Source organism: Salinisphaera hydrothermalis C41B8, assembly GCF_000732535.1.
GTDB lineage: Bacteria > Pseudomonadota > Gammaproteobacteria > Nevskiales > Salinisphaeraceae > Salinisphaera > Salinisphaera hydrothermalis.
This window is the reverse complement of sequence record NZ_APNK01000002.1, coordinates 108591-134390: the sequence shown is the minus strand read 5'-3', so window position 1 is coordinate 134390 and position 25800 is coordinate 108591. Positions and strand designations below refer to the sequence as shown.

Below are 25800 nucleotides of genomic sequence, written 5' to 3'. Positions count from 1 at the left end.
TTTGTTCGCGTGATCGGGATCAGCCGTAACGGCCGGTGATGTAATCCTCGGTGCGCTTTTCGCGCGGATTGGTGAACAACGAATCGGTATCCGCGTATTCGACCACCTCGCCGAGATGAAAGAATGCCGTATAGCCCGCGACACGCGCGGCCTGCTGCATATTGTGAGTCACGATCACGATGGTGTAGTCCTCGCGCAGCTCGTGGACCAGTTCCTCGATCTTGAGCGTGGCGACCGGATCCAGCGCCGAGGCCGGTTCGTCGAGCAACAGAACCTCGGGTTTCACTGCAACGGCTCGTGCAATGCAAAGACGTTGCTGCTGACCACCGGACAACGCGCTGCCGTTGGCACGCAGCTTGTCCTTGACCTCATCCCACAGCGCCGCTTTCTTCAACGACCACTCGACGCGCTCGTCCATCTCATGGCGCTTGAGTTTCTCGTACAGGCGCACGCCGAAGGCGATGTTGTCGTAGATACTCATGGGAAATGGCGTCGGCTTCTGGAACACCATCCCGATCTTGGAACGCAGAACGTTGAGATCGACTCCGCGATCCAGCAGATTCATGCCGTCCATCTCGATCGAACCGGAGGCCTTGTGCCCCGGGTAGAGCTCGAAGATACGGTTGAAGCAACGCAGCAACGTCGATTTGCCACAGCCCGACGGACCAATGAACGCCGTGACCTCATTGTCGACAATATCGACGTTGATGTTCTTCAAGGCGTGAAAATCGCCGTAGTGGAAGTTGAGATCGCGCACCGCGACCTTACAGGGGTTGTTCTTGGCAACTACCCCGGTGGTCTGCTGCGCTGGGCCCGAGAGCGCCTCGCTTTTGGCCGCGGGTGCGTCGGATCGAGCCGAGCCGCGCGACGTCTCTTGAGCGCTGCGTTCGGTTTCACCATAGGTATTACGGGCCGCCACCGACGGCGTCGTGCCCGGGGAAAGCGAATCGGTCGAGGAACTGGCCATGAGAATGCTCTCCTATTTGGACGGGCGGAGTACGAACCGGACAACGATGTTGAGCGCCAGGATCGCGAAGGTGATCAGGAACGCGCCCACCCATGCTAGATGGTGCCAGTCCTCATAGGGACTCAGCGCAAACTGGAAGATCATGATCGGGAGATTTGCGATCGGCTGCAGCAGGTTCGTACTGAAGAAGTTGTTGTTTAACGCGGTAAACAACAGAGGCGCGGTTTCACCGGCAATACGCGCCACGCCCAGAATGACCCCGGTGATAATGCCGGACAGTGCGGCGCGGTAAACGATGCGGGTAATGATTTTCCAGCGCGGAATGCCGAGGGCAGCGGCCGCTTCGCGCATCTGATCGGACACCAGACGCATCATGTTTTCCGTGATACGGACGTTAAGCGGAATCACGATCAACGCCAGCGCGACGCCACCGGCGAGCGCCGAGAAATGCCCCATCGTGATCACGACGATCTGGTATACGAACAAACCGATGATGATCGACGGCGCGGACAGCAATACGTCGTTGAAAAAGCGTACGAGCGCGGCCATGCGGCTGCTACGGCCGTATTCAGCCAGATAGGTGCCGGCAAAAATACCGATCGGCGCCCCGATGCCCGTGCCGATGAGAGTCACGATCAGACTGCCGACGATGGCGTTCGACAGGCCGCCACTATTGCCTGGCGCCGGGGTCGGCTGGGTAAATACATCCCAGCTCAGATAACCCACGCCGTGACTGATCAGCGTCCACAGTAGCCACACCAGCCAGAACAAACCGAACAGCGTGGTGGCGACCGCGGCACTCATATTAAAGTTGTTGATGAACTTGCGTCGTTGATAGATCGTCATCGCGGCGTTCCTATCGTCCTTCCTGATTCGAAAGCTGCAGCAGCAGTAAGCGCGCGAGCACCAGCACGATCAGCGTAATCACGAACAACACCAGCCCAAGCGCGATCAACGCCGAGGTGTACATACCGCCAGAGGCTTCCGTGAATTCGTTGGCGAGCGTGGCGGCGATACTGTTACCCGGATAGAACAAGCCGTTGGGGATGTTATGGGCATTACCGATCACGAACGTCACCGCCATGGTCTCGCCCAGCGCCCGACCCAGACCCAACATGATGCCGCCGATGACGCCGGTTTTCGTATACGGCAGGATCACGCTGCGTACGACTTCCCAGGTCGTCGCACCCAGGGCATAGGACGACTCCTTGAGCACCGGCGGCACGACCTCGAAGGTGTCGCGCATCACCGCCGTGATGAACGGAATCACCATGATCGCGAGTACCAGACCGGCAGTGAACACGCCGATACCGATGGGCGGCCCCGAAAACAGATAGCCTAGAATCGGCAGATCGCCGAAGGCGTCGTTGAGCCAGGGCTGGACGTTATCGGAGAGAAACGGCGCGAAAACGAACAAGCCCCACATGCCGTAGATGATGCTGGGGATGGCCGCCAGCAGCTCGATGGCGGTGCTGATCGGACGACGCAGCCACACCGGCGAAAGCTCGGTGACGAACAGCGCAATGCCGAAGCTCACCGGCACCGCGATTGCCATCGCAAGCGCCGAACTCACCAGCGTGCCGAAGATCGCCACCAGCGCGCCAAAGTCGTCGGTGACCGGATTCCACTGCGAGCTGGTCAAGAAACCGAAGCCGAATTTCGCCAGCGCCGGCCATGCGCCGATCACCAGCGAAACGGCGATACCCGCGATCAGCGCCAGGACGAGTAGAGCCGAAGCCGCGGTGACACCGTGAAATATACGATCGCCCAACGCGCCGACCGCACGCCGCTCGGGGGCGAGCCTCTGCTCGTCGGGATTCGCGGTCATGTCACTCACTGTCGATCTCCATCAGGTGAGTCAGCCGTTTTCCTGGGAAGCTCGTAACAGCCTGCCAAGAAAACGGCCGACCCCGGTTAAGGGTCGGCCGCTCGATTCGATCCGCCCCTCACCCGAGTGCGGATCGAATGGCAACAGATTTTTACTGCTGCACCGGCCAAAGCGGCTGGCCGTTATCGCCCTTGATCTGACTATGCCACTTGTCGTGGACCAGCTTCACCGCGCTGTCCGGCATCGGGACGTAATCCAGATCGGCCGCCATCTTGTCGCCGTTCTCGTAAGCCCAATCGAAGAACTTGAGCACGGCCTGGGCCGTCTTCGGATGCTGCGGCTTCTTGTACATCAGGATGTACGTCGCCGCGGTGATCGGCCAGCTCTTGGCGCCCGGCTGATCGGTCAGCACCACGTAGAAGCCCGGGGCGTTGGCCCAGTCGGCGTTGGCCGCAGCGGCCTGGAAGTTGGCGGCCGTCGGCTGCACGAAGTTGCCCGCCTTGTTCTTCAACGACACGTAGGTCATCTTGTTCTGGAGCGCATAGGCATATTCGACGTAACCGATCGAGTTCTTGATGCGATTCACGTACGAGGCGACACCCTGGTTGCCCTTGCCGCCGACACCCGTCGGCCAGGCGACTGCCTTGGCATGGCCCGGGCCCTTGGCCCACATCTCGCTAACCTTGGTCAGATAACTGGTGAAGTTCCAGGTGGTGCCCGAACCGTCGGACCGATGGACGACGGTGATATCGGTGTTCGGCAGGTTCAGGTTCGGGTTGAGCTTCTTGATTGCCGGAGCATTCCACTTGGTGATCTTGCCGGCATAGATCTCGGCCAGGGTCTTGCCATCCAGACGCAGCTTACCGGGCTGGATACCCTTGAGATGCACGACCGGGACCACGCCCCCCATGACCATGGGGAACTGCAACAGGCCGTACTTGTCGAGCTCGTCCTTCTTCAACGGCGCGTCGGACGCACCGAAATCGACGGTCTTGGCCTCGATCTGCTTGATGCCGCCACCGGAACCGATGGCCTGGTAGTTGAAACGCACGCCGGTCTTCTTCTGGTAGGCCTGCGCCCACTTGGAATAAACCGGGTACGGGAACGTCGCGCCAGCACCGTTGATCTGATCAACGGCCGCACTGGCCGACCCCCAGATCGACAGCGCGGCGACGGCTGTGATCAACGTCTTGCTGAAACTCAATCGCACAGGATTCTCCTTTTCGTGCATTGTCGTGACGGGTGGCTCTGTGCTCGGCCCCGTCGGAATGCTAACGATAGGCTCGAATTATGACACTCATGTGACACTGATCGAAGCCCCGTGCGCTCGCCGGAGCCGAAATAAAAGAAGGCCCGGACAAAGCCGGGCCGAAAAATGGGAGCCATCTGCGGGAAAGATCCGGTCGCGGGGACGACACGATCGGCAGGGACAAACCGACTTTGGATCTTTCAATTCTATCGGCCGGAGCCGCTAAAAACGCCGCGGGGAGAGCGCGACGTGGGCCCATTATCGACATCGCGCGTGACGCTTTCATGACAGGCATGCGCGATCTTGCAAACAAAAAACCCCGGCCATCAGGCCAGGGTTCATCATCGAACAGACAGCGTTCAAGCGAACTTACTGCTGCTGTTGTTTCCACTTCTTGTACTCCTGCCACTCCTTCCAGTCCTTGAAGCGCTGCTTCTCGGGGGAGTCGGGCGGAAGCTGCTGAAAGTGCTTGTAAGCCTGAAAATCCTGGAAGTTCTGGAAGTCCTGCTGGGAACTCGCCGCGGATGCGCTCGTCTGGGACGAACCCTGCCCCGCGTTTTCGGTCGGCGCCTGCCCCGGCTTGTTTCGATCGCGCAGCGATCCGAAGACCGACTTGCTCGGGTGATTATCGGAGTAAAGCAGCGTACCGCCCCCATCCGACTTGTCGTAGTGATCACCACTGAGCAGACCCGGCCCCTGAGCCGAATCGTTCTCACCAGGCAGGTTGTTGTAATCGACCGACTTGCCGTGGGGCAAGCCGGATGCACATCCGGCCAACCCCAACGACATGACAAGTCCAATGATTGCGTAGGTAGATCGCATTGACTTCTTAGAAGAACTTCGCACGTACGCCGGCAAAGACAACATTCATGTTCTTGGCCTTGAAAGAGCTGCCATCACGGTTCACCAGATTGTCGCCAGTCAGATGATGGTAGGAGGCGTACATGTTAACCGACTTCAGCAGGTCGTAGCGATAGGCGACGCCATAGTTGCGCACCTGGCTGTTGCCGCTCTGCAGATCGTCGGTCTGGCCGAAGAACGCCTGGACGTGGTTCTTGCCGAAGATATAACCGACACCGCCCGAGTAGCTCTGGGCGTGATCCAAGCTAGCGCCATCCGTGTAGAACGTATTGCTATAGTTCCGACGCTTGTATTGCGCAAAGAAGTTCAGGCCCGAGGGCAACAGCATGGAGGCGGAGCCGCCGAATTCCTGGAACGACGAATTCCTGTTTGGCCCGCTATTGTTCGCGAAATTGCCGGCCGCATTGAGAGTCTTGTCCTGATTACCGCTATCGACGTAGTCGAGCGCGGCCTCGACTTTCACGTCGTTGGCGAACTTGTGCTTGTAACGCGGCGCCACTTCGATCGCCTGGCCCTGGTCATAGCTGACCGACAGGGTCGCGCCGGCAAAGCTCGGCGTGTCGTAGCGCACGGTGTTCTGGCGCGACAGCGCGTCGAAGTTGCTGTAACCGTTCTTGAGGCTGGGGCCGACGTTGCCGGCGCCGTCGACGAAGCTGAGACCACCGAAGTAGTCGTCCACGACCGAGCCACCGCCGAGGTCGGTCAGGCCGGACAGGTCGACCTTCGACGTGCTGTTGGCCGCACCGTCAGTTCTACCGAACGTCAGCTTGCCGTAGTTGCCTTCGAAGAAGACGTTGGCCTGACGGTTCTCAATGGCATTGCCCTTCTGGCTGCCGTTGACGTCGTACTCGCTACTCGTGTTGGTAGCCAACGCCATAACGTACTCGAAGCCTACCTTCAGGTTCGGGCTGACGTCCTGCGTGCCGGTGAACCCGAAACGGCTCGGCGACGAGTGGTTGTCCACCAGGCCGGCATCCGTCGACTTGCCGTTGTCGGACGCGATGACAGCGCGGTTTACCTGACCCTTAAGTTTGAAATCGAAGGCGTGTGCAGCCGGCGCCACACCAAGCACCGTCGCCATGGAAACGATACCGGTTGCCAAACCAGCATAATGAGCCTTGATCGTCATGAAATACTCTCCCTCGAAGCGGATTGATCCGGGCATTCGTGTGCCCTTCTGGGAACAGCCATTGCGTAGCTGCATCGACGATCCGGCTGGAGACAGCGCTTGGCACCCGTCTGGCTTTTTGACGCGGATGCCCCCAAACGCTCGCCCCGAACCGGACGATGCGCCCAATTAAACACCGCTTGTATGACGGTTTTATTGCAATAGGAGGAAATTAGAAAATTCGCGCGTCGGTCGTGCGTCGCAGCACGGCGCGCAGCATACGGCGGGGCAAAATATTCCCGTCGTGGCGCGGGGTTGGCGTCAGGCGGCGTCGGCGGCGACCAGGCGCTGGCCCGGGAACACGCACGAAAATGTCGTGCCCCGACCCGGCTCGCTGTCGATGGACAGCTCCGCCTCGTGATGCTCGAGGCTGTGCTTGACGATGGCCAGACCAAGTCCGGTCCCGCCATCTGACGAACTTCGACCGGAATCTATGCGATAGAAACGCTCGGTCAGACGCGGCAGATGCTCCGCGGCGATACCCGGTCCATTGTCGCTCACCGCCAGTCGCGCAGCGCCATGTTCGCTATGCCAACGCACCACGATATGACCGCCGTCCTGGGTATAGCGCAGGGCGTTGGCCACCAGATTCGAAATCACGCTCTCGATTTCCGCGGGCCGCCCGAACAGCGATAGCCGGGGTTGCACCTCTACCGTCAGTTTGTGGCGGCCCTCATCAGATTTACGGAATCCATCCACCAGACGCTGGATCATGGTGGGCATATCGATGGTTTCCTGGGCTTGCGCCAACCCCTCGCCCTCGAGCCGCGCCAGCCGCAACAGGCTGTCGATGATGCGGCCCATACGTGCCGACTGCGCATCCATTTCCCGGATCGGCATGCGCCACGTGGCGAGGGCGCCGCTATCGTCGGCTTCCTCGGTCATCATTTCGAGATAACCGCGCAGCACCGTCAGCGGTGTCCGCAGCTCGTGCGAGGCGTTGGCGACGAAGTCGCGACGCGTCGACTCGAGCCGCTTCTGCTCGCTAATGTCACGCGCGACCAGCAACCGCTGTCCGTTGCCATAAGGCACGATCCGGAGCGACAACGTATCGGTATCGTTAGCGGGCGACGGCACCTCAAGCGGCGCGCCGACTTGATCGGCGCTGGCGAGGAACTCGGCAAAGCGCGGATGCCGGACGAGGTTGACGATCCGCTGGCCGTTGTCCTGTCCAGCCCGTAGGGCCAACAAGGCGGCCGCAGCGTTGTTGAACCACACAATCCGGCCGCGGCCATCGATCACCACGGCGCCGTCGGGCAACGCGGCCGTAGAGGCCTGAAATTCGCTCACGATGCTCTTGAGCCGTTTCTTGCGACGGCGATTACGCTGTTTCAGGCGATACAGCTCGGTATAGATTTCCTGCCAGACGCCCACGCCTTCGCGGGGTTCTATGCGCGGCTGAGCCAGCCAGCGATGCAGCTGGTACGCGAAAACAAGATGCCCGGCGGTATAGAACGCCAGAGCGATGAGAAGTGCGAGCGTAATGTGATCGAAAAACCAGCCGATCAACGCCGCCGTACCCAGCCAAGCGGCGAGTCGAAGGCCGGCCATCCACCAGATATGGCGTATTTCGTCGGCCGGCGCGTCCATCTTCAAAGTCTATACCGAGCGACTCGAGAAGCGATAGCCGCTACCGCGCACGGTCTGAATGAAACCATCGAAGCCATGGGGCGCCAACGCCTTGCGCAACCGTCGGATATGCACATCGACGGTGCGCTCTTCCACATACACATTCTGCCCCCAGACGCGGTCCAGCATCTGTTCCCGGGTATAGACACGTTCCGGGTTGCTCATGAAAAAGCGCAACAGACGGTATTCGGTGGGCCCGAGTTTAACCGATGCATCGCCCACAGAAACACGCTGGCTGGCGGCGTCCAGTGTGAGCCCGTCCAGCTCCAGAGTTTCATCTTCGCCCCCCGGGAGGCTGCGGCGCAGCACAGCCCGCACGCGTGCGACCAGTTCCGATGACGAAAACGGCTTGGTGACGTAATCGTCGGCGCCCAGATTGAGCCCGCGCACGCGATCGTTTTCGTCCACGCGCGCGGTGACCAGAATGATCGGCAGGTTTTCGGTCAACTCGTCGCGACGCCATTCGCGCGCGAGCTCCATGCCGGAGACGCCCGGCAGCATCCAGTCGAGTAAAACCAGATCCGGCCGCTGCTCGGCGATGGCCAGACGAGCGGTCTGGGCATCCGGCGCCTCGGCGACCGTGAAGTCCGACCGCTCGAGCGCAAATCGGATCATGTCGCGGATCGGGGCTTCGTCTTCGACAACCAGTATGTGTTTGCGTGACATGGCAACGAGTTCACATCGAAACTTGTGGCGATGTTATGAACGTCATATGACAGCTGTATGACACACGCGACGCATCGCGCCGGTTGGCGTCAGGGGCCCGCCTGATCACCGAGTCCGGCGTCGACGATCTCACGCGTATTATCCGACAGATCAGCCTCGCCGACGCGCGCCAGCGCCTCGCGCATGCCGCCCGCATAAGGTTCGGCATAACGCCGCCAAGGGGCCAGCAGGCCGGCCAGTGCGGCCGCTAACTGCGGGTTAATCGCGTCAAGCCGCAGAATCTCGTCGGCGACGAGTGCGTACCCCGCCCGATCGGCGCGATGAAAGCCGAGCGGATTGCCCCGAACGAACCCGCCGACGAGCGCGCGCACGCGATTGGGGTTGGTGAAATCGAACCGATCGTCGGCCAGCAGATCGCGGACCCGGGCCGCCGTATCGCCGTCCTCGGTCGCGGCCTGGAGGCGCAGCCACTTGTCCATGACCAGCGGTTGATCGGCAAAACGCTCGGCGAAATCGGCGCGCGTTGCCTCTCGCTCCTCGCCCGGCAGATCCTGCAGCGCGTTCAGGGCCGCCATGCGATCGGTCATGTTATCCGCTGCATCATAGACGGCCTGCGCGCGCTTACGGATCGCTGGCGTATCCAGGCAAGCCAGGTAATCGAGCGCCGTGGCAAAAACACGACGCCGCCCCGCCGCGACTTGGTCGAATACATAACCGCCGCTGGGCGCATGCGCGTCGGCCAGCCGCTCCAGCTCGGCCTCGAAACGAGCGGCAATCTCACGTTTGACGTAACGACGCGCCGCTTCCACGGCGGCCACATCGATGGCATCGAATGCTTCGCCGATCTGCGTCGCGCTCGGCACGGTGAGCATCTCCGCCAGCAGCGCGCGGTCGTCGGGCGGGTCGGCCAACAGCGCGGCGACTGCCGTCATCATGCCCTCGCCCAGCGCCGGCATTGGCTCGTCGTTCTGATGCGCAGTGACCGCCGCCTTTAACGTCGCCATGTACAGGCTTTGCGCGGCGTCCCAGCGCGATACCGGATCGGAATCATGTGCCATCAGGCGAACCAGCGCGTCGTCAGGCTGGTCGAATTCAAGCCGCACCGGCGCGGTCAGCCCACGCAGGACCGAAACGGTGGGCTCGGCGGCGAGACCGTCGAAGACGAACGTCTCACGTTGCTCGATCAGCCGAACGATCTCCGGGGCCCGGACCACCTGCCCTGCGTCGTCGAACAAGGCGACCGACACAGGAATATCGAAGTTGGGCTTGTTTTCCTGCCCGGGCGTAGCCGGCGTGGCCTGAGCCAGTTCCAGACTCAGTCGCCCGTCGGCGAAACGCGATGACACCCGCAACCGCGGCGTACCGGCAAAGGCGTACCAGTGCCGGAACTGGGCCAGATCCAGCCCGGTGGATTCCTCGATCGCGAGCACGAAATCCTCGATGGTCACGGCCTGGCCGTCGTGCTTGTCGAGATAGTGCTTGACCGCCTTGGTGAAAGCCTCGCGCCCGGCCATCTGCGCCATCATGCGAATGAGCTCGGCGCCTTTTTCGTACACCGTGATGGTGTAGAAGTTGTTCATCTCGACGTACGACTCGGGCCGCACCGGATGGGCGCGCGGGCCGGCATCCTCGGGGAACTGCACATCGCGAATCATCCGCACCTGTTCGATACGCGTCACCCCCGGCGAACCGTGGTCGATGGCGAACTGATGCTCGCGATACACCGTCAGCCCTTCCTTGAGCGAGAGCTGGAACCAGTCGCGACAGGTTACGCGATTACCGGTGTAGTTATGGAAGTATTCGTGGGCCACCACGTCGCGCACGCGGGCGAAGTCGCTATCCGTGGCGGTGTCCTGATGGGCGAAGATACAGGCCGTGTTGAAGATATTGAGGCTCTTGTTCTCCATCGCCCCCATGTTGAAGCTGCCGACGGCGACGATCACGAACGAGTCGAGATCATATTCCAGGCCGTAGGTTGCCTCGTCCCACGCCATGGCGTCCTTGAGCGAGGCCATCGCGTGGTGACACTGGTCCTCGTTGCCGTGCTCGGTATACAACGCCAGCGCGACCTCGCGGCCGGAGGTGGTGGTGAAGGTATCGCGGATCACACCGAGATCGCCCGCGACCAGCGCAAACAGATAGCACGGCTTGGCGAACGGATCTTCATAGACCGCGTAATGGCGGCCCTCGCCCGCAGCGCCCGATTCGATGCAGTTGCCGTTGGATAACAGCACCGGGTAACGCTCGGCGTCGGCTTCCACGCGCGTCGTATAGCGCGACATCACGTCCGGCCGATCGGGGAAATAGGTGATACGCGAGAAGCCGGTGGCTTCACATTGCGTACACAGCATGTCGTCCGAACGATACAGCCCTTCCAGCGAGAGATTGCGGTCCGGATCGATCTCCGTGACCACGGTAAGCGTGAAACGATCAGGCAGGCCGTTTAGCCACAAGCCGGTCTCGCTGACCTCCAGCGCCCCGTCCGCGACGGGCTCGTCGTCGACCGCGATGCTCACCAGGCGCAGATCGCGACCATCGAGCCACCAGCGCCCGCCGGTACCGATCAACTGCGGATTACGCCGGACCGAATGCCGGGCGGTGACCCGGGTCGACCCATCCCGAATATCGAAATCGAGCGACACGCGGTCGATCAGATAGATCGATGCCTGATAATCGCTGCGGTACTTGCGCTGGGGAGTGCCGGTCATCGAGCGTCCTTCGAGAAAATAAGGCGTGTTTCAGCGGCGGCGAAGCACGACACTGCCGGCCGAATAGCCGGCGCCGAAGCCGCAGAGCACGCCGACGTCGCCCGCCTGCAAGTCATCCGAGAATTTATGGAAGACAATGACGGGCGACGCCGAGCTGGTGTTGCCATACTCCGCCAGCACCGAGGGCATTTCGCCGTTTTCCGGCGCGCGGCCGAGCACGCGTTTGGCGATCAGCGTGTTCATGTTGATGTTGGCCTGATGCAGCCATAGCCGCTTCAGGTCGCTCGCGGCCAGCTCGTGCTCGCCGACATGATTCACGATCATCTCCGCGACCATCGGGCCGACTTCCTTGAACACGCGCCGTCCATTCTGCACGAACAGGCGATCGGCGTCCGATCTCGGCTCGATTTCGCTGCGATTGAGAAAGCCGAAGTTGTTGCGGATATTGTTGGAAAACTGCGTTGCCAAACGGGTGCCGAGCACCTCGAATCCTTGGCCGGCCGGCACATCATCGGCATGCTCGAGCAATGCGGCGGTACAAACGTCACCAAAAATGAAATGGCTGTCGCGGTCCCGGAAGTTCAGGTGCGCCGAGCAGATTTCCGGATTCACCATCAGCACGCGTCGCGCGCTGCCCGAGCGGATCATGTCGGCCGCGGTCTGGATGCCGAAGGCCGCCGAGGCACAGGCCACGTTCAGATCGAACCCGTAGCGTCCGCCGCCCAGAAACTCCTGCACTTCGACTGCCAGCGCCGGATACGGCCGCGGCAGATTGGAACAGGCCACCAGGACCACGTCGATATCCTCGGCACGGCGCCCGGCCGCCTCGAGACAGGGCCCGATCGCCGCTAGCGCCATCTCACACTGAAGCGACGGTTCGTCGTTGCTGCGCGTACGAATGCGCGGATGCATCACTTCGGGATCCAGGATGCCGGCCTTGTCCACCACATAGCGACTTTCGATGCCCGAGGCCTTGGTGATGAACTCGCTGTTCGAGTGCGACAGCGGCGCCACACGACCGGCGGCGATATCGTCGGCGTGCTGTTCGTTATAAATATCCACGTAGGCGTTAAACGATGCCACGAGTTCATCGTTGGAAATCGCCTCGGGCGGCGTATACAGCCCCGAGGCCGTCAGAACGACATTGCTCACCGCAGCTCCTGATCTCGATGGTTCGACGATGGGTCAATTCTGGCCTGCGGGGGCGACGGCCACAACCAGCAGCGCCCGAGCCGCCATTCAGGGGCTTTATGCATGCATGCCCGTCTCGGCCAGCGCCCGATCGATGAACGGCCCGACATCCACTTCGTGACGCACCGACAGGTGCGAACCGTCGTACCACTGCAAGGGGGGCTCGCCCCAGTGGTGCCACAACGCGAGCGGCTGTTCCGGCGCAATCAGCTGATCGGCGGTCGCCGCGAAGATATAGCGTCGCGCCTGCGGTACGCGTGGCTCGGCGATCAGCGGGGATACCGCAGCCAACCGTTCCCCGACAGCCGACGCGCTCAACCCGCGTGCCTCCAGATAACGCGCGTGTGCGGTCGGCAAATGCTGCCAGAGCGTAGCCGGTATGTCGGTCATCGGAATACCGGCGATCACACAGGCCAGATCGGGCTCGTGGGCGGCCAGCAGCGCGGCATGATAGCCGCCGAGGCTATAGCCGAGCACGCCGATGCGTGCATCCGGGTCCACGCTGCGAATCCACGCGATGCAGCTGCGCAGATCGATCAACGACTGCGCCTGGGCATGCATCAGGTCGGCGAGCGGGCCATCGAGGAACAAGCCACCGGTCAATGGCGTCGCCCGACGCACGCCGTGCAACGGCAGGATCGGCATCATCACGTTCAGTCCGAGCCGTCCGTAGAGGCGGCCGATGTCGAACAGCTGAAAATCGAGCCCGGCCACGCCCATGCGATAACCATGCACGCACAACAGCCAGGGCCGACCACGCCCCTCCCCGTGGCGCAGAATCCGTGCCGCCATCGTGCGGTTATTTACATGGCCCTGCCAGCGCTCGATGCCCGGCAAGACCGGGTCGGGGGTATAGCGTGACGCCGCGGTAAGCCATTCATAATCGACGCCGAACGTTCGCACGCGCTCGATTTGCGGTGACTCGAACGGCGCGACGACGCCGTGCAGCCTCTCCGGATGATGCAACCAGTCTTGTGAAGCCGCGGCCTTGCCGATGACATCCAGCTCGCGGATATCGGTGTCGACGGCGGCGCCGCGCGGCACACGCGCACAGTTGATGAAAAAGCCCAGCAACGCCGCGTCGCTGGCCATCTTGGCGAGCAACTTCACCCGTGTGGTTGGCGGCGATACGTCGACGGGCACTGGATGCTGTACCCGCAACGCCCATCCCGCCACGATGAAGGTGGCCCCGCCGCCGATGATCAGAACCAGGCTTTCCCACAGGCCCAACCAATACCCCAGAACGGCCGCAAGCACGGCACTGACCGGGCCGGCCAGCGCCATGTGATAACAGAGCTGGCGATCGCCGGCCCAGAGAAGCTGTCCGGCACCGGTGGCAATCAGCACCACCCCCGGGAGAGTGCCCAGAATGGCAACCCCCCAGTTCGTCGGCCAGGCCGCGATCAGCCAGAACAGGCCTACGGCAAGCACGACCGCCGCCGACTTGAAACGGCGCGGCTGCCAGCGCATCGGCGATGGGTCGGGCAATGGCTCCACGTCAGCGGCTCACGATGCCGTACGCCAGCGCGACGGCCACGGCAATCGCGAGCGCGATCTCCGCGACCCAGAACAATGGATGCCGCTTGTCGGTCAGCCAGGTCGCGAGCGCCGCGACGATCGTCACGCCGACACCCAATTCGGTCGCCACCCAGATATCGGTCAACCCTGGACCGTCGGCGGCCACCTGAGGAAAAGGCCAGATCAGCAGGCAGATCACCGCGCCCGCCAGGCTCGCCAGGACGGCCAGCGTTAATACGGCCCAGTTGACGAACGAGAGAAACTTCAGAATCCGACCTTGCGCCACACGCATCGCGATATCGTCTCGTGGCATAGTAGCCCGCCATTCGAATGCCCGTCCATCGATGACGCAACGCTCGGATTCACCCCGCGTGGTATTCGCCCACGGCAAGGAAAGCGGCCCCTGGGGCTCGAAGATCCAGCATCTCGCCGCCATCGCGCGCGACCTCGGCTTCGCCGTGGATAGCCCGGATTATCAGGGCGTAGACGATCCTCGCGAACGGGTCACTCGGCTGCTCGAAATCAAGCCGATCGGCCAACCGCTGGTGCTGGTCGGTTCCAGCATGGGCGGCTATGTCAGTGCGATGGCCTGCGCGGAACTCGCGCCGGATGCGTTGCTCCTCATGGCCCCTGCTCTGTATTTGAACGGCTATCCGGGCGATCCGCGCGATTGCCCGGCGGACACGGTCGTCATCCACGGCTGGCACGACGATATCGTGCCGGTGGACGCCAGCATCACCTTCGCCCGGCCGCGCGCTGCTGCACTCCATCTGGTCGCCGACGGGCATCGGCTGACCGACAGCATCGACTTCATCGGTCGGGTGTTCGCCGACCAGCTCAAGCGGGTCGGCGCCCCGAACTCACCGGCTAGCTTTTATCCAGACGGCTCAGAATGAGCCGCGATCCCAACGTGATGGCCAGCGCGAAGAACGTGATCAGCAACGCGGCCGCAAAGGCAAGCTGGTGGGCCGACTCGAATGGTTCGTTGATGAACGACCAGATCACGTAGGTGAGATAACCCAACGGCTCATGGGTGAGATGGCCATTCCAGGTGTAGTTCGACCAGCCCACGGTATAGATCAACGGCGCGGTTTCACCCATCGACAGGGCCATGGCGAGCAAGAGCCCCGTCAGAACGCGGCCGACACAACTCGGCAGCAGTACGCGAAACACGACCACCGGCTCGGTCGCCCCCAGCGCATAGGCCGCTTCGCGCAGACTTCCCGGCAAGGCGAGCAACGCAAGCTCGGTGGTTCTGGCAATGTACGGCGTGATCATGATCGCCAACGTGATCGCGCCGGCGAGTACCGAGAAGTGCCAGCCCAGGCCCACCACCATGGTGATGTAGCCGAACAGACCCAGCACGATCGACGGGATACCGACGAGCACATCGGCCATGAATCGCACGACGCGTGAAAACACACGCTCCTGCTTTTCCGCCATGTAGATCCCGGTACCGATGCCGATCGGACCGGCGATAAGCACCGAGCCGGCGGTCAGCAAAGCGGTACCCTCGATCGCATTGGCGAGCCCGCCCGAGACGCCTTGAGTCGGCTCGGTAAACAGCTTGGTGTTCAATGCCGGGAATCCACCGGCTGCAATTTCGACCAGGATATCGACCAACGCGAAGCCCAGCAGAACGAAAAAGCCCCCGCAGACGACCCACCCCAGCAGACTGAGTATGCGTCGACGATGGTACCGATACCGGGCCATGCCCTCCAGACGCGATTGCAATACGGTTGAAGACATGCTCAGCCCCTTACCCGCCACATGATCAGCCGGGCGATGGAATTCACGATAATGCCGAGAATCAAAAGCATCAGACCGATCTCGCTGAGGCTGTCGACAGCCATGCCTGTCGGATCCTGCAACGCGCTATCCAACTGCGACACGATGAACGCCGCCATCGTCGAGAACGGGCTGTAAATATTCGACGGGATATCCAGCGCGTTGCCGCTGACCATGAGCACCGCCATGGTCTCGCCCAGCGCGCGGCCGAGACCGAGTATGGTGACGCCGACGATCGCCGTCTTGACCTGCGGCAGTACGACTTTCCACACCACTTCGAAACGTGTGGCCCCGAGCGCGAAGCCCGCCTCGACGTCGCCCCGAGAAACCGCCGAGATCGCCTCGCGAACATTGGCGGTAATGATGGGCACGACCATCAGCGCGAGTACGACGCCGGCCGTCAACAAACCGTAGCCGGCGCCGACCGGGCCGCCGAATCCCGGGATGAAACCCAAGACATCCGCCATCAGCGGATAGACATAATGCGAGAAAACCGGGATCACGACCACGTAACCCCACAGCCCGAAAACCACGCTGGGCACGGCGGCCAGCAGTTCGACCACGGCGGCAACGACATCGCGCGCGCCTTGTGGTACGACCTCGGCGATGAACATCGCCGATAGCACCCCGGCCGGTAATGCAAAAAGCACGGCGAGCAATGAACTCGCGAGCGTGCCGAAAATCAGAAAAAGAATGCCGTAGCTTGCGCCCGGCAATACTTGGTGGCCGTCGACTGAAACCGGCGTGCCATATTGGCTGCCCAGATCCCAGTCGTTACTGACCAGGAAGCCGAAGCCGTTGAACTGGATCGCGGGCCATGCTTGCAGCGTCAGAAACGCCAGCAGGCCGAGTAGAACCAGCGGAATGATGAGCGCGACAACTCCCAGGCCGACCCGAAACACCCAGCGCTTGGCGCGGCCGGCGGCCGGCAGCGACTGATCGATACGGGTGGTCACGATCTCGGACATGGGCGCCCCTCTTGCAAACCTCAATTACGGAAAAAACCGGATAACGGTCACGCGCATGGCGCAACCGTTATCCGGTCATGTCGTGCGAGCGATTAACCGTGGATCTTGTCGATCTGGCTCATCGTCAGCTGACGCGCCTTGGCCGGGAGCGGCATGAAGTGCACCGGCTTGAGGAACTCCATGCTGTTACCGCCGTCGGAGCTTACCGCCCAAGTCAGGAACTGCTTGAGTTCCTTGGCGGTTTCCTTGTTCGGCTGCTTGGAGTCAACCAGCACGTATTCGTAGTTGATGATCGGATACGACTGCTTGCCCTTGGCGTAGATCAGGCTGATACGCTCACTCTTCGGCGTCTTGGGCACCATCTGCGCGGCGGCCGCCGGCACGGTCTGCTTGTTCGGCAGCACATAGTTGCCCGACTTGTTCTTCAGCTTGGCTTCGCCCAAGCCGGCCTTGTCGGTCTGGTCCTTGTAGCTCACGCCGATGTACGCGATCGAGTACGGGTTGTTTTGCAGTGCGGTCACCATGCCGGAGTTGCCGGTGGCACCGATGGCGCCCTGCACGCTTGGCCAGCTCACCGTCGTGCCGTAGTGCGCCTTCCAGTTATTCGCCGACTTGGTCAGGAACTGCGTGAACAGGAAGGTATCGCCACTGCCATCAGCACGATGAATCGGCACGATGCGCTTGTGCGGCAGATGGGCGCCGCTGTTCATCGATTCGATTTTCTTGTTGTCCCAGTAACGGATTTTGCCGCTATAGATATCGGCCAGTACCGGGCCGCTCAGCTTCAGATGATCGCTGTTGGCATTCGGCACGTTGTAGTTGATCATCTGCGACGAGATGGCGACCGGGATGTTGAGCATGCTCGGATGCTTTTTCATCTGCGCGCCGCTCAAGTAGGCGTCGGACGACCCCATCTGAACGATCCCTTGGGTGGATTGCGCGATACCGGTACCGCTGCCCGTGGCCGCCGTATTGATTTGGACGCCTTCGTGTTTTTTCGTGTACGCCGGAACCCAAAGGTTGAACAGCGGGTAAAGAAGGCTCGAGCCCGTCTCGGTAAGACTGGTGGCGGCAAAAGCGGTGCCGACCGACGACGCGGCGAGGGCAACGCCCGCCAGCAGAAGGGCCGAGCGGCCGCGATGTGTCCGTTTCACAAACATAAACCTCGTGCTCCTGAAAAGTTCGTTGCGTCATGCATTGGTGCGACAGCAACTATGCGCGTGGTTTATGAAGCTCTTGTGACAGCAACCTTTTTTTCTGACGTGCGGCCAGGGTCTGTTGAGGTTTCGTGCCCGCGCCCCGTTGGCGTCCGCAAATCGTGTCCGGCAAGGCGCGAGTCGCCGGCTCTGGGCGGGCCACGACCCAGACTCGCAACGCCGCCGGGCGCCCCGGGTTAATTTTTTTTGGGTAGCCCGCCCCTTAGGGAACAAGCGCCGTTAAATTAACGACGCGACGGCAATCCAGCGTCGTCGCTCTCTCGGGATTGACTACGCCGCGTTCGCTTGGCGCAAAACAGCGCTTGGCGCGGACGCACACTAAACCTCAACACGCCCGAGGGCTCAGGCGGCTCGACGACCCACGGCGCGGACACAGTCACCGACCAAGCCGGGCCCGGCATAGATCAGGCCGGTATAGAGCTGGACAGCGGTGGCCCCGGCCGCCATCTTGGCCGCTGCATCGGCCCCGCTCATGATGCCCCCCACACCGATGATCGGGATCTCGTCGCCGAGCCGAGCCTTGAGCGCGGCGATCACCCGGTTCGAGGCCGCACGCACCGGGCGCCCGCTCACACCGCCGGCCTCCTCGCGCCAGGCCAGCGGCAGATCCGTCCGCGCCGTGGTGGTGTTGGTAGCGATGACGCCATCGATGCGATGATGCCGCAGGCGCGCCACGATCGCGTCGAGGCCGGCTTCATCCAGATCCGGGGCGATCTTGAGCGCCAGCGGCACGTAGCGGCGCCGTGCATCGGCCAGCCGGTTGCGCTCGTCGACCACGGCCGTAAGCAACGCATCCAGCGCGTCTTCGCCCTGCCAGTCGCGCAGGCCAGCGGTGTTCGGCGACGACACGTTGAGCGTGACGTAGTGGGCGGCATCGTAGACCGTCGCGAGTGCGGTCGTGTAGTCGGCGACCGCCCGATCGGGCGGTGTCGTCTTGTTCTTGCCGATATTGATGCCGAGCACGCCGTCGTATGCCGCGCCGCGCACGTTGGCCACCAGCTGGTCGGCGCCTTCGTTGTTGAAGCCGAATCGATTGAGCAGCGCGCGCTGTTCAGGCAGACGAAACAGCCGCGGTTTCGGGTTACCCGGCTGCGCGCGCGGGGTCACCGTGCCCACTTCCAGAAACCCGAAACCGAGCGCGGCCAGACCGTCGATATGCGCGGCGTTCTTATCCAACCCGGCGGCCAATCCGACCGGATTGGGCAACGACAGGCCCATCAGCGTGGTCGGCACGCGCGGTACGCGCGCGCCATACAGCCGCTGCGCGCCAAATGTCAGGCGCGATAGCCAGTCGAGCGTCATATCGTGGGTGCGCTCGGCGTCCATGCCGAACAGCGCCGGTCGAATCAGCGAATACATGCCATGGTCAGTCTGGGATACGCGCGACTATTGTGCGGGCTCGCGCCACACAGCGCACGATTTAGCGTCGCGTCGTGCCAATGCGATAATAGGAGAATGACTGATTCGATTCGCCGCAACCCGCCCGGGGCCCGTGTGTCGGTGGCCCCCATGATGGACTGGACGACGCCGGCCCAGCGCTATTTCATGCGCCGCATCACGCGCCATGCCCTGCTCTATACCGAGATGGTCACCACGGCCGCGTTGATTCACGGCGATACCGCGCGTTTCCTCGATCACCACGTTGACGAGCACCCGCTGGCGCTTCAGCTTGGCGGCAGCGATCCGGCCGATATGGCGCATTGCGCCGAGCTGGCCGCCGACGCCGGGTTCGACGAGGTCGATATCAACGTGGGCTGTCCCTCGGATCGCGTCCAGAACGGCGCGTTCGGCGCCTGCATGATGGCCGAGCCACAGCGCATCGCCGATTGCGTGGCCGCGATGAAGGCCCGGGTATCGATTCCGGTGACGGTAAAAACCCGCATCGGCATCGATCATCAGGACAGCTATGAATTCCTGCACGATTTCGCCACCCGCGTGGCCGAGGCCGGCGCCGATCGGCTGATCGTGCACGCCCGCAAGGCGTGGTTATCGGGCCTGTCGCCCAAGGAAAACCGCGAAGTGCCACCGCTGGACTATGCGCGCGTGCACCGACTGGCCGCGGATTTTCCCGACCTGCCGATGTCGATCAATGGCGGCATCGTCGATCTGGACACCGCCGCCGAGCAGCTCGATCACGTGGACGGCGTGATGATCGGGCGTGAGGCCTATCGCAATCCGTATTCGATGGCGCCGGTCGATGCCCGGTTCTTCGACGACGACACGCCCGCGCCTTCGCGCTTCGACGTGGTCGAAGCCATGCGCGATTTCATCGGCCGTCATCTAGCCGCCGGAAACACCTTGCAAAGTGTGACGCGGCACATGCTCGGACTGTTCCATGCCCAGCCCGGCGGGCGTGCCTGGCGGCGCGTATTGTCCGAACAAGCGAACCGGCCCGGCGCCGGTCTGGAAGTGATCGACGCGGCGCTAGCGCGCGTCGCACCCGCCGATGAACCGACGCCAGCGTAGGCAAGCCGCACGGCTTATCGCACAATCACGTTTTTCACACGAGCCTTAACCATGGTCATATTCAAGACGAATCTCGGCGATATTCATATCGAAGTCGACGCCGACAACGCGCCGATCAGCGCAGAGAATTTTCTCGCCTACGTCCGAGACGGGTTCTACGACGGCGTGATCTTCCATCGTGTGATCCCCGGCTTCGTGGTTCAGGGCGGCGGTTTCGACGAGAACTTCAACCAGAAGACCACGCGTGCGCCGATCAAGAACGAATCGGCCAACGGCCTGGACAACGAGCGCGGCACCCTGTCGATGGCGCGCACCCAGGACCCGCACTCGGCGACCTCGCAGTTCTTCATCAATCTTGAAGACAACGAGCAGCTCAACGACATGGGCACGCGCCCGGGTTATGCCGTGTTCGGCCGCGTGGTCGAGGGCATGGAAGTCGTCGACGCGATCGCCAAGGTACCGACCGGCGCGGCCGGCCCGTTCCGCCAGGACGCACCGCAGGAAACCGTCCGCATCGAGTCTGCTGAAGTCATCTGATCGGCGCCTCGTGCCCGCGACCCATGTCATCGCTGATCTGCATCTGATTGACGATCGCGAGCCGGCGGCGCGTCGGCTCGCCGGCTATCTGGCCGGCCCGGCGCGCCAAGCGGATGCTCTGTATGTGCTGGGCGATCTGTTCGATGTCTGGATCGGCGACGACGGTTCGATCGGTCCGCATGCCGGCACGCTGGATGCATTCGCCGCTCTGGCCGAAAGCGGCGTCCCGCTCTATTTCATGCGTGGCAATCGGGATTTCGCGGTCGGCGCTGCCTTCGAACGCCGCTCCCGGCTTCAGATCCTCGACGATCCGACCCCGCTGACGCTCCACGGTGTGCCTACCCTGCTGGCTCACGGCGACCTGTTCTGCAGCGACGACGTCGCACATCAGGCGTTTCGCGCCAAGTACACCGACGCCGGCTGGCGCCGCCGACGCCTTGCCCTGCCCCTGTGGCTGCGACGCACGGTTGCGCGGCGTGCCCGTCGGCGGTCGACCGCGGCCAAACGAACCAAACCCGCGCACATCATGGACGTGAACACGGCGACCGTCGCCGAGATCGCCGCGGAATACGGCGCGCGCCGTGTCATTCATGGTCACACCCATCGGCCCGCCGACCATCTGGACGAGGGCTTGGAGCGCTATGTCGTAGCCGACTGGCGGCCCGAGATCGCCGAAGTGTTGATCGTCGATGATGACGGCGTGACGCGGCGGCGGCTCGATCCCGCCGGCGAATTCGCCGCGTAGCGAATACGCACGCTCAGGATCGCCGGGCGTCGCGCGCAGTGAGCTCGTCCAGTTCCGGCTCCGAGAACCGGGCCTCGCGGCGTGCCGGCAGGTTGTACGGCCCGGGCGGGCCGCCGTTCATGTACTCGTCGAGCAAGGCGAAGAACGTGGTGTCCGGGTCGAGACCGCGCGGTTCCGCGAAATAACGAAACCAGCGCGTGCCGATTTCTACATGCGGTACTTCCTCTTCGAGAATCTGCTCGAAAATGGCCACGGTCTTGGCGTCGCCGACGCGCTTGAGCTTGTCGATGATGCCGGGCGTGACGTCCAGCCCGCGCGCTTCGAGCACGCGCGGCACAAGCGCCATGCGCACCATCGGGTCATGGGCGGTCTTGACCGCCATCTCCCAGAGCCCGTTGTGGGCATCGAAATCGCCGTAGGTATAGCCGAAATCGGCCAGCCGATCGTTGAGCATCTCGAAATGACGCGATTCGTCAGCCGCCATCGACAGCCAGTCGGCGTAATAATCCGCCGGCAGACCACGATAGCGATAGGCCGCATCCAGGCCGAGATTGATGGCGTTGAACTCGATATGCGCGATGGCATGAATCAGCGCGGCCCGGCCGTATTCGGTCCCCAGCCCGCGCCGGGCCAGTTTCGCCGGATGAACCAACGCCGGGCGCTCGGGGCGGCCCGGCACCGGCACCTCGTCGGCCACGCCGGACGATCGCGTCAGCCCGCTCGAGTCGGCCGCGTGCAAGGCCCGCGTGGCCAGACATTTGGCCCGCGGGTTACGCGCCATGAGCGCGGCATGCACGTCGTCCGGCGTCATCGTCACGCCGCCAGGCCGCGCCAGAGGTCCGCGATGATGTCGTCGACGTTTTCCAGCCCGACCGAGACCCGGACCAGCCCGTCGCCGATACCGGCGCGCGCGCGGTCCTCGGCCGAAATGCGGGCATGGGTCGTGCTGGCCGGATGCACGATGGTCGTCCGCGTATCACCGAGATTCGCGGTGATCGACAGCATCTGCGTCGAATTGATCAGCTTGAACGCGCCTTCGCGCCCGCCTTTCACATCAAACGATACGATGCCGCCAAAGCCGCCCGGCTGCTGTTTGGCGGCCAGATCGTGCTGTGGATGCGATGTCAGCCCCGGATAATAGACATGCTCGACGCCCGGCTGGCTCTCCAGCCACTGCGCGACCCGTCCGGCATTTTCGCAGTGGGCGCGCATGCGCACTTCCAGCGTTTCCAGTGCCTTGTAGAACACCCAGGCGTTGAACGGGCTCATGCTCGGCCCGCAGGTGCGCAGGAAGCGAAAGACGCGTTCACCGACCACGTCGGCATCGCCGACGACGGCGCCGCCCAGCGCGCGGCCCTGGCCGTCGATATATTTCGTGGCCGAGTGCGTCACGATATGCGCGCCGAGCTCGAGCGGTCGCTGCAAGGCCGGCGTACAGAAACAGTTGTCGACCACCAGCCAGGCGCCGTGCTCGTCCGCCAGCGCGCCAAGCGCGCCCAGATCGACGATCTCGGTCAGCGGGTTGGACGGCGTTTCCACGAACAGCATCTTCGTGTTCGGCTCGATCGCGGCTTTCCAGGCCTCGACATCGTCCGGCGCGACATAGGTCGTGCGGATGCCGAGCTTGCCTAGATAGTTGTTGAACATCCCGATGGTGGAACCGAACAACGTATGTGCAGCGACGATATGATCGCCCGATTCGAGCGTGGCCAGGCAGGTCGCGAGAATCGCCGACATGCCGGACCCAGTCGCCACGCAGGCTTCGCCACCTTCCATGGCGGCCAGACGATCGCAGAATGCATCGACGGTCGGGTTGGTGAAGCGGGAGTAGATGTTGCCCGGTTCTTCGCCGGCAAAGCGCGCCGCGCAGGCTTCGGCCGAGTCGAACACGAAGCTCGACGTCATGTAGATGGCGCTGCTGTGCTCGCCGTCGGGGCCGCGATGCGTACCCGCCCGCACGCCGCGGGTGGCCGTTCCCCATTCCGGGTCGTAATCGATGGTCATGGCGTCTCCTATAAGAAGCGGCGGGCACAAAAAAGCCTGCACACGGCAGGCGGTGTCCTTTGACGCCCGCTTAGCTGATGATTCGATCGCGAAAAATCGCGATCCGCGCCCGCAAGCTGTGCAAATCGGCGCGTGACGCGAGTATGCCGGGCGGCCCGGGGCACATCAAGCACGCCGGGCCACATCCGCAGACGTTTAAGCGTCGTTATGGATTTCCAGCACGGCGTTGTCTTTCTTGCGCCGGGCTTCGCGGTTGGCATCGGCCCGGAACAGCTCGAGCTGCTCGAGATATTCGGGCGAGACGTCGGCGGTGACGTACTGACCCGTGAACACCGAATCCTCGTAACTCTGCAGCGCATCATTACCGACCGACACCGCGCGCTTGAGGTCTTCCATGTCCTGGTAGATCAGCCTGTCGGCGCCAATGATCTCGGTGATTTCCTCATCCGAATGGCCGTGGGCCACTAGCTCCGTCGCGCTGGGCATGTCGATGCCGTACACGTTGGGATAACGCACCGGCGGCGCGGCCGAGGCAAAGTACACCTTGTTGGCGCCGGCCTCGCGGGCCATCTCGATGATCTGGCGCGACGTGGTGCCGCGTACGATCGAGTCGTCGACCAGCAGCACGTTCTTGCCGGCAAATTCCAGATCGATCGGGTTGAGCTTCTTGCGCACGGATTTCACGCGCTGCTGCTGGCCCGGCATGATGAACGTACGGCCGATATAGCGATTCTTGATGAAGCCTTCGCGGTATTTCACGTCGAGCTGGCTCGCCAGCTCGACCGCCGCCGTTCGGCTGGTCGACGGAATCGGGATGACTACATCGATATCGTGATCCGGCCATTCGCGCTGAATCTTGTCGGCCAGATACGTACCCATCCGCAGACGCGCCTTGTAGACATAGACATCGTCGATAACGGAGTCCGGCCGCGCCAGATAAACGTATTCGAAGATACAGGGCGAGTGATGCGTATGGTCAGCGCACTGCCGAACATGGATCTCGCCGTCGAGCGTGATGACCACGGCCTCGCCCGGCCGGATATCCCCGATACGCTCGAAGCCGAGAGCATCCAGCGCCACCGACTCGGAAGCGATCATGTAATCGGTGCCCTGCTCCGTCTCGCGCTTGCCGTAGACCACCGGCCGGATACCGTTGGGATCGCGAAAGCCGACTAGGCCATAGCCGCTAATCAACGCGGTTGCGGCATAGCCACCGCGACAACGTCGATGCACGGCGCCGACCGCTTCGAAAATGTCCTCGGGCGCGAGCTGCAGACTCTCGCTCTGCATCAGCTCGTGGGCGAACACATTGAGCAGGATCTCGGTATCCGAATCGGTGTTCAGATGGCGCCGATCGGACCGATACAGCTCGTCCTTGAGCTGGTCGGCATTGGTGAGGTTGCCGTTATGCGAGAGGCAGATACCGTACGGGGTGTTCACATAGAACGGCTGCGCCTCAGCCGAGGAATCGAGGCCGGCCGTGGGATAGCGCACATGCCCAACGCCGGCGTTGCCGACCAGCCGTAGCATGTGATCGGTGCGGAACACATCACGAACGAGGCCGTTCGCCTTGCGCAAATACATGCGCCGGCCGTCCGTGGTGACGATGCCGGCCGCATCCTGACCGCGGTGCTGGAGCACCGTCAGTGCATCGTAAATATCCTGATTAACCGGGGAGGTCGAAACCATCCCAACAATGCCGCACATAAGCCAGTCGCTCGGTTTAGAGAAGGAAGAATGTCAGGTGGTCGAGGTCGTCGTGCTGTTCGCGGGCAGCGTCGACGGCGCGTCCGGGTAGCGGATTGCATTCGCAATATCGGGCGGCAGATAGCTGCGCACCCAAAGCGCACCGGCTTCAAGCTGCCCGATGAAGATGGAACGCTGCCACCAGCTGTCACGCGGCACCGGCGTGACGCCGGCCAGCAGGACCAGAACAATAAGGACGGCGACGCCGCGCACAACCCCGAACACGATGCCGACCGCGCGATCGGTGCCCGCAAAACCTGTCTGGTTGATCAGCCGGCCGAGCAGGTAATTCACGATGGCTCCGGCCACCAGCACCGCCAGGAAAATAATGGCGAAGGCCGCCGCAAGCCGCGCCGAATCGGAGTGGATCCACTGTCGGAGGTAAGCAGACCCGGGCTGCGCCAGGATGAAGGCAAGATAGAAGGCTAGAATCCAAGTCGCCAATCCGAGCGCCTCCCGCAGGAAGCCACGGAAGAAACCGATGATCGCCGACAGTGCGACGACCACGACGATAGCGACGTCGATCCAGATCATGCGAGCCAGC

At 62.6% G+C, this 25800-nt stretch carries 24 protein-coding genes; 4 read left to right on the top strand and 20 right to left on the bottom strand.

Annotated features, from left to right (window positions below):
- Window positions 1–19: 19 nt before the first annotated feature.
- From pstB to C41B8_RS02145, 12 genes are all read right to left on the bottom strand, one after another.
- Window positions 20–967 (bottom strand): phosphate ABC transporter ATP-binding protein PstB, encoded by a 948-nt coding sequence (pstB, locus tag C41B8_RS02200; RefSeq protein WP_084188388.1) that lies wholly within the window; start codon window positions 965–967, stop codon window positions 20–22.
- Between the two features lie 12 nt (window positions 968–979).
- Window positions 980–1813, bottom strand: a complete 834-nt coding sequence (gene pstA / locus C41B8_RS02195; RefSeq protein WP_037333421.1) for a phosphate ABC transporter permease PstA — start codon at window positions 1811–1813, stop codon at window positions 980–982.
- 10 nt (window positions 1814–1823) lie between these two features.
- Window positions 1824–2795 (bottom strand): phosphate ABC transporter permease subunit PstC, encoded by a 972-nt coding sequence (gene pstC / locus C41B8_RS02190; RefSeq protein ID WP_037333419.1) that lies wholly within the window; start codon window positions 2793–2795, stop codon window positions 1824–1826.
- Between the two features lie 151 nt (window positions 2796–2946).
- Entirely contained in the window at window positions 2947–3999 is a 1053-nt protein-coding gene (gene pstS / locus C41B8_RS02185; RefSeq protein WP_037333775.1) for a phosphate ABC transporter substrate-binding protein PstS, read from the bottom strand.
- 414 nt (window positions 4000–4413) lie between these two features.
- A complete protein-coding gene (locus tag C41B8_RS02180) occupies window positions 4414–4833 on the bottom strand; it encodes a hypothetical protein (protein ID WP_037333417.1) in 420 nt (139 codons plus the stop codon).
- Window positions 4834–4873: 40 nt separating this feature from the next.
- Window positions 4874–6202 (bottom strand): porin, encoded by a 1329-nt coding sequence (locus C41B8_RS02175; RefSeq protein ID WP_156962382.1) that lies wholly within the window; start codon window positions 6200–6202, stop codon window positions 4874–4876.
- Between the two features lie 132 nt (window positions 6203–6334).
- Window positions 6335–7663, bottom strand: coding sequence for a phosphate regulon sensor histidine kinase PhoR (gene phoR, locus C41B8_RS02170; RefSeq protein ID WP_051882759.1), 1329 nt, complete (start codon window positions 7661–7663; stop codon window positions 6335–6337).
- Window positions 7664–7672: 9 nt separating this feature from the next.
- A complete protein-coding gene (phoB, locus tag C41B8_RS02165; RefSeq protein ID WP_037333412.1) occupies window positions 7673–8368 on the bottom strand; it encodes a phosphate regulon transcriptional regulator PhoB in 696 nt (231 codons plus the stop codon).
- Window positions 8369–8457: 89 nt separating this feature from the next.
- The gene (pepN, locus tag C41B8_RS02160) at window positions 8458–11076 is read right to left on the bottom strand and encodes an aminopeptidase N (RefSeq protein ID WP_037333410.1); all 2619 of its coding nucleotides are present in this window, start codon (window positions 11074–11076) and stop codon (window positions 8458–8460) included.
- A gap of 30 nt (window positions 11077–11106) precedes the next feature.
- Entirely contained in the window at window positions 11107–12228 is a 1122-nt protein-coding gene (locus C41B8_RS02155) for a beta-ketoacyl-ACP synthase III (protein WP_037333407.1), read from the bottom strand.
- A 96-nt stretch (window positions 12229–12324) separates the two neighbouring features.
- On the bottom strand, window positions 12325–13737 hold the full coding sequence (locus C41B8_RS19250) for an alpha/beta hydrolase family protein (RefSeq protein ID WP_051882757.1): 1413 nt from the start codon (window positions 13735–13737) through the stop codon (window positions 12325–12327).
- Window positions 13738–13765: 28 nt separating this feature from the next.
- On the bottom strand, window positions 13766–14098 hold the full coding sequence (locus C41B8_RS02145) for a hypothetical protein (protein ID WP_037333405.1): 333 nt from the start codon (window positions 14096–14098) through the stop codon (window positions 13766–13768).
- A 31-nt stretch (window positions 14099–14129) separates the two neighbouring features.
- Between C41B8_RS02145 and C41B8_RS02140 the strand changes: the two genes are divergently transcribed.
- On the top strand, window positions 14130–14681 hold the full coding sequence (locus C41B8_RS02140; RefSeq protein WP_037333403.1) for an alpha/beta fold hydrolase: 552 nt from the start codon (window positions 14130–14132) through the stop codon (window positions 14679–14681).
- Here the strand turns inward: C41B8_RS02140 and pstA (C41B8_RS02135) are convergent.
- From pstA (C41B8_RS02135) to C41B8_RS02120, 4 genes are all read right to left on the bottom strand, one after another.
- Window positions 14653–15534 carry a phosphate ABC transporter permease PstA gene (gene pstA, locus C41B8_RS02135; RefSeq protein ID WP_084188386.1) on the bottom strand — a complete coding sequence of 294 codons (882 nt, stop codon included), beginning with the start codon at window positions 15532–15534 and terminating at the stop codon, window positions 14653–14655. The genes C41B8_RS02140 and pstA (C41B8_RS02135) overlap by 29 nt on opposite strands.
- Window positions 15535–15536: 2 nt before the next feature.
- Complete coding sequence (pstC, locus tag C41B8_RS02130) at window positions 15537–16541, bottom strand: phosphate ABC transporter permease subunit PstC (RefSeq protein ID WP_084188385.1); 1005 nt, start codon at window positions 16539–16541, stop codon at window positions 15537–15539.
- 92 nt (window positions 16542–16633) lie between these two features.
- Window positions 16634–17701, bottom strand: a complete 1068-nt coding sequence (pstS, locus tag C41B8_RS02125; protein ID WP_037333397.1) for a phosphate ABC transporter substrate-binding protein PstS — start codon at window positions 17699–17701, stop codon at window positions 16634–16636.
- Between the two features lie 399 nt (window positions 17702–18100).
- The gene (locus C41B8_RS02120; RefSeq protein WP_037333396.1) at window positions 18101–19117 is read right to left on the bottom strand and encodes a quinone-dependent dihydroorotate dehydrogenase; all 1017 of its coding nucleotides are present in this window, start codon (window positions 19115–19117) and stop codon (window positions 18101–18103) included.
- 96 nt (window positions 19118–19213) lie between these two features.
- Between C41B8_RS02120 and dusA the strand changes: the two genes are divergently transcribed.
- From dusA to C41B8_RS02105, 3 genes are read left to right on the top strand one after another with little or no spacing between them, the layout of a single operon-like run.
- Window positions 19214–20224: a tRNA dihydrouridine(20/20a) synthase DusA gene (dusA, locus tag C41B8_RS02115; RefSeq protein ID WP_037333393.1), complete on the top strand. Its 1011-nt coding sequence runs from the start codon at window positions 19214–19216 to the stop codon at window positions 20222–20224.
- A 51-nt stretch (window positions 20225–20275) separates the two neighbouring features.
- Complete coding sequence (locus C41B8_RS20335; RefSeq protein ID WP_037333391.1) at window positions 20276–20761, top strand: peptidylprolyl isomerase; 486 nt, start codon at window positions 20276–20278, stop codon at window positions 20759–20761.
- A 10-nt stretch (window positions 20762–20771) separates the two neighbouring features.
- Window positions 20772–21506: a UDP-2,3-diacylglucosamine diphosphatase gene (locus tag C41B8_RS02105; RefSeq protein WP_037333388.1), complete on the top strand. Its 735-nt coding sequence runs from the start codon at window positions 20772–20774 to the stop codon at window positions 21504–21506.
- A 13-nt stretch (window positions 21507–21519) separates the two neighbouring features.
- Here C41B8_RS02105 and C41B8_RS02100 read toward each other — a convergent pair whose 3' ends face one another.
- The 4 genes from C41B8_RS02100 to C41B8_RS02085 form a co-directional block, all read right to left on the bottom strand.
- The gene (locus C41B8_RS02100) at window positions 21520–22317 is read right to left on the bottom strand and encodes a ferritin-like domain-containing protein (protein ID WP_037333386.1); all 798 of its coding nucleotides are present in this window, start codon (window positions 22315–22317) and stop codon (window positions 21520–21522) included.
- Between the two features lie 2 nt (window positions 22318–22319).
- A complete protein-coding gene (locus C41B8_RS02095; protein ID WP_037333384.1) occupies window positions 22320–23510 on the bottom strand; it encodes an O-succinylhomoserine sulfhydrylase in 1191 nt (396 codons plus the stop codon).
- A 195-nt stretch (window positions 23511–23705) separates the two neighbouring features.
- The gene (gene purF / locus C41B8_RS02090) at window positions 23706–25217 is read right to left on the bottom strand and encodes an amidophosphoribosyltransferase (RefSeq protein WP_037333382.1); all 1512 of its coding nucleotides are present in this window, start codon (window positions 25215–25217) and stop codon (window positions 23706–23708) included.
- A gap of 33 nt (window positions 25218–25250) precedes the next feature.
- Window positions 25251–25790, bottom strand: coding sequence for a CvpA family protein (locus tag C41B8_RS02085; protein WP_037333380.1), 540 nt, complete (start codon window positions 25788–25790; stop codon window positions 25251–25253).
- Between the last annotated feature and the right edge of the window lie 10 nt (window positions 25791–25800).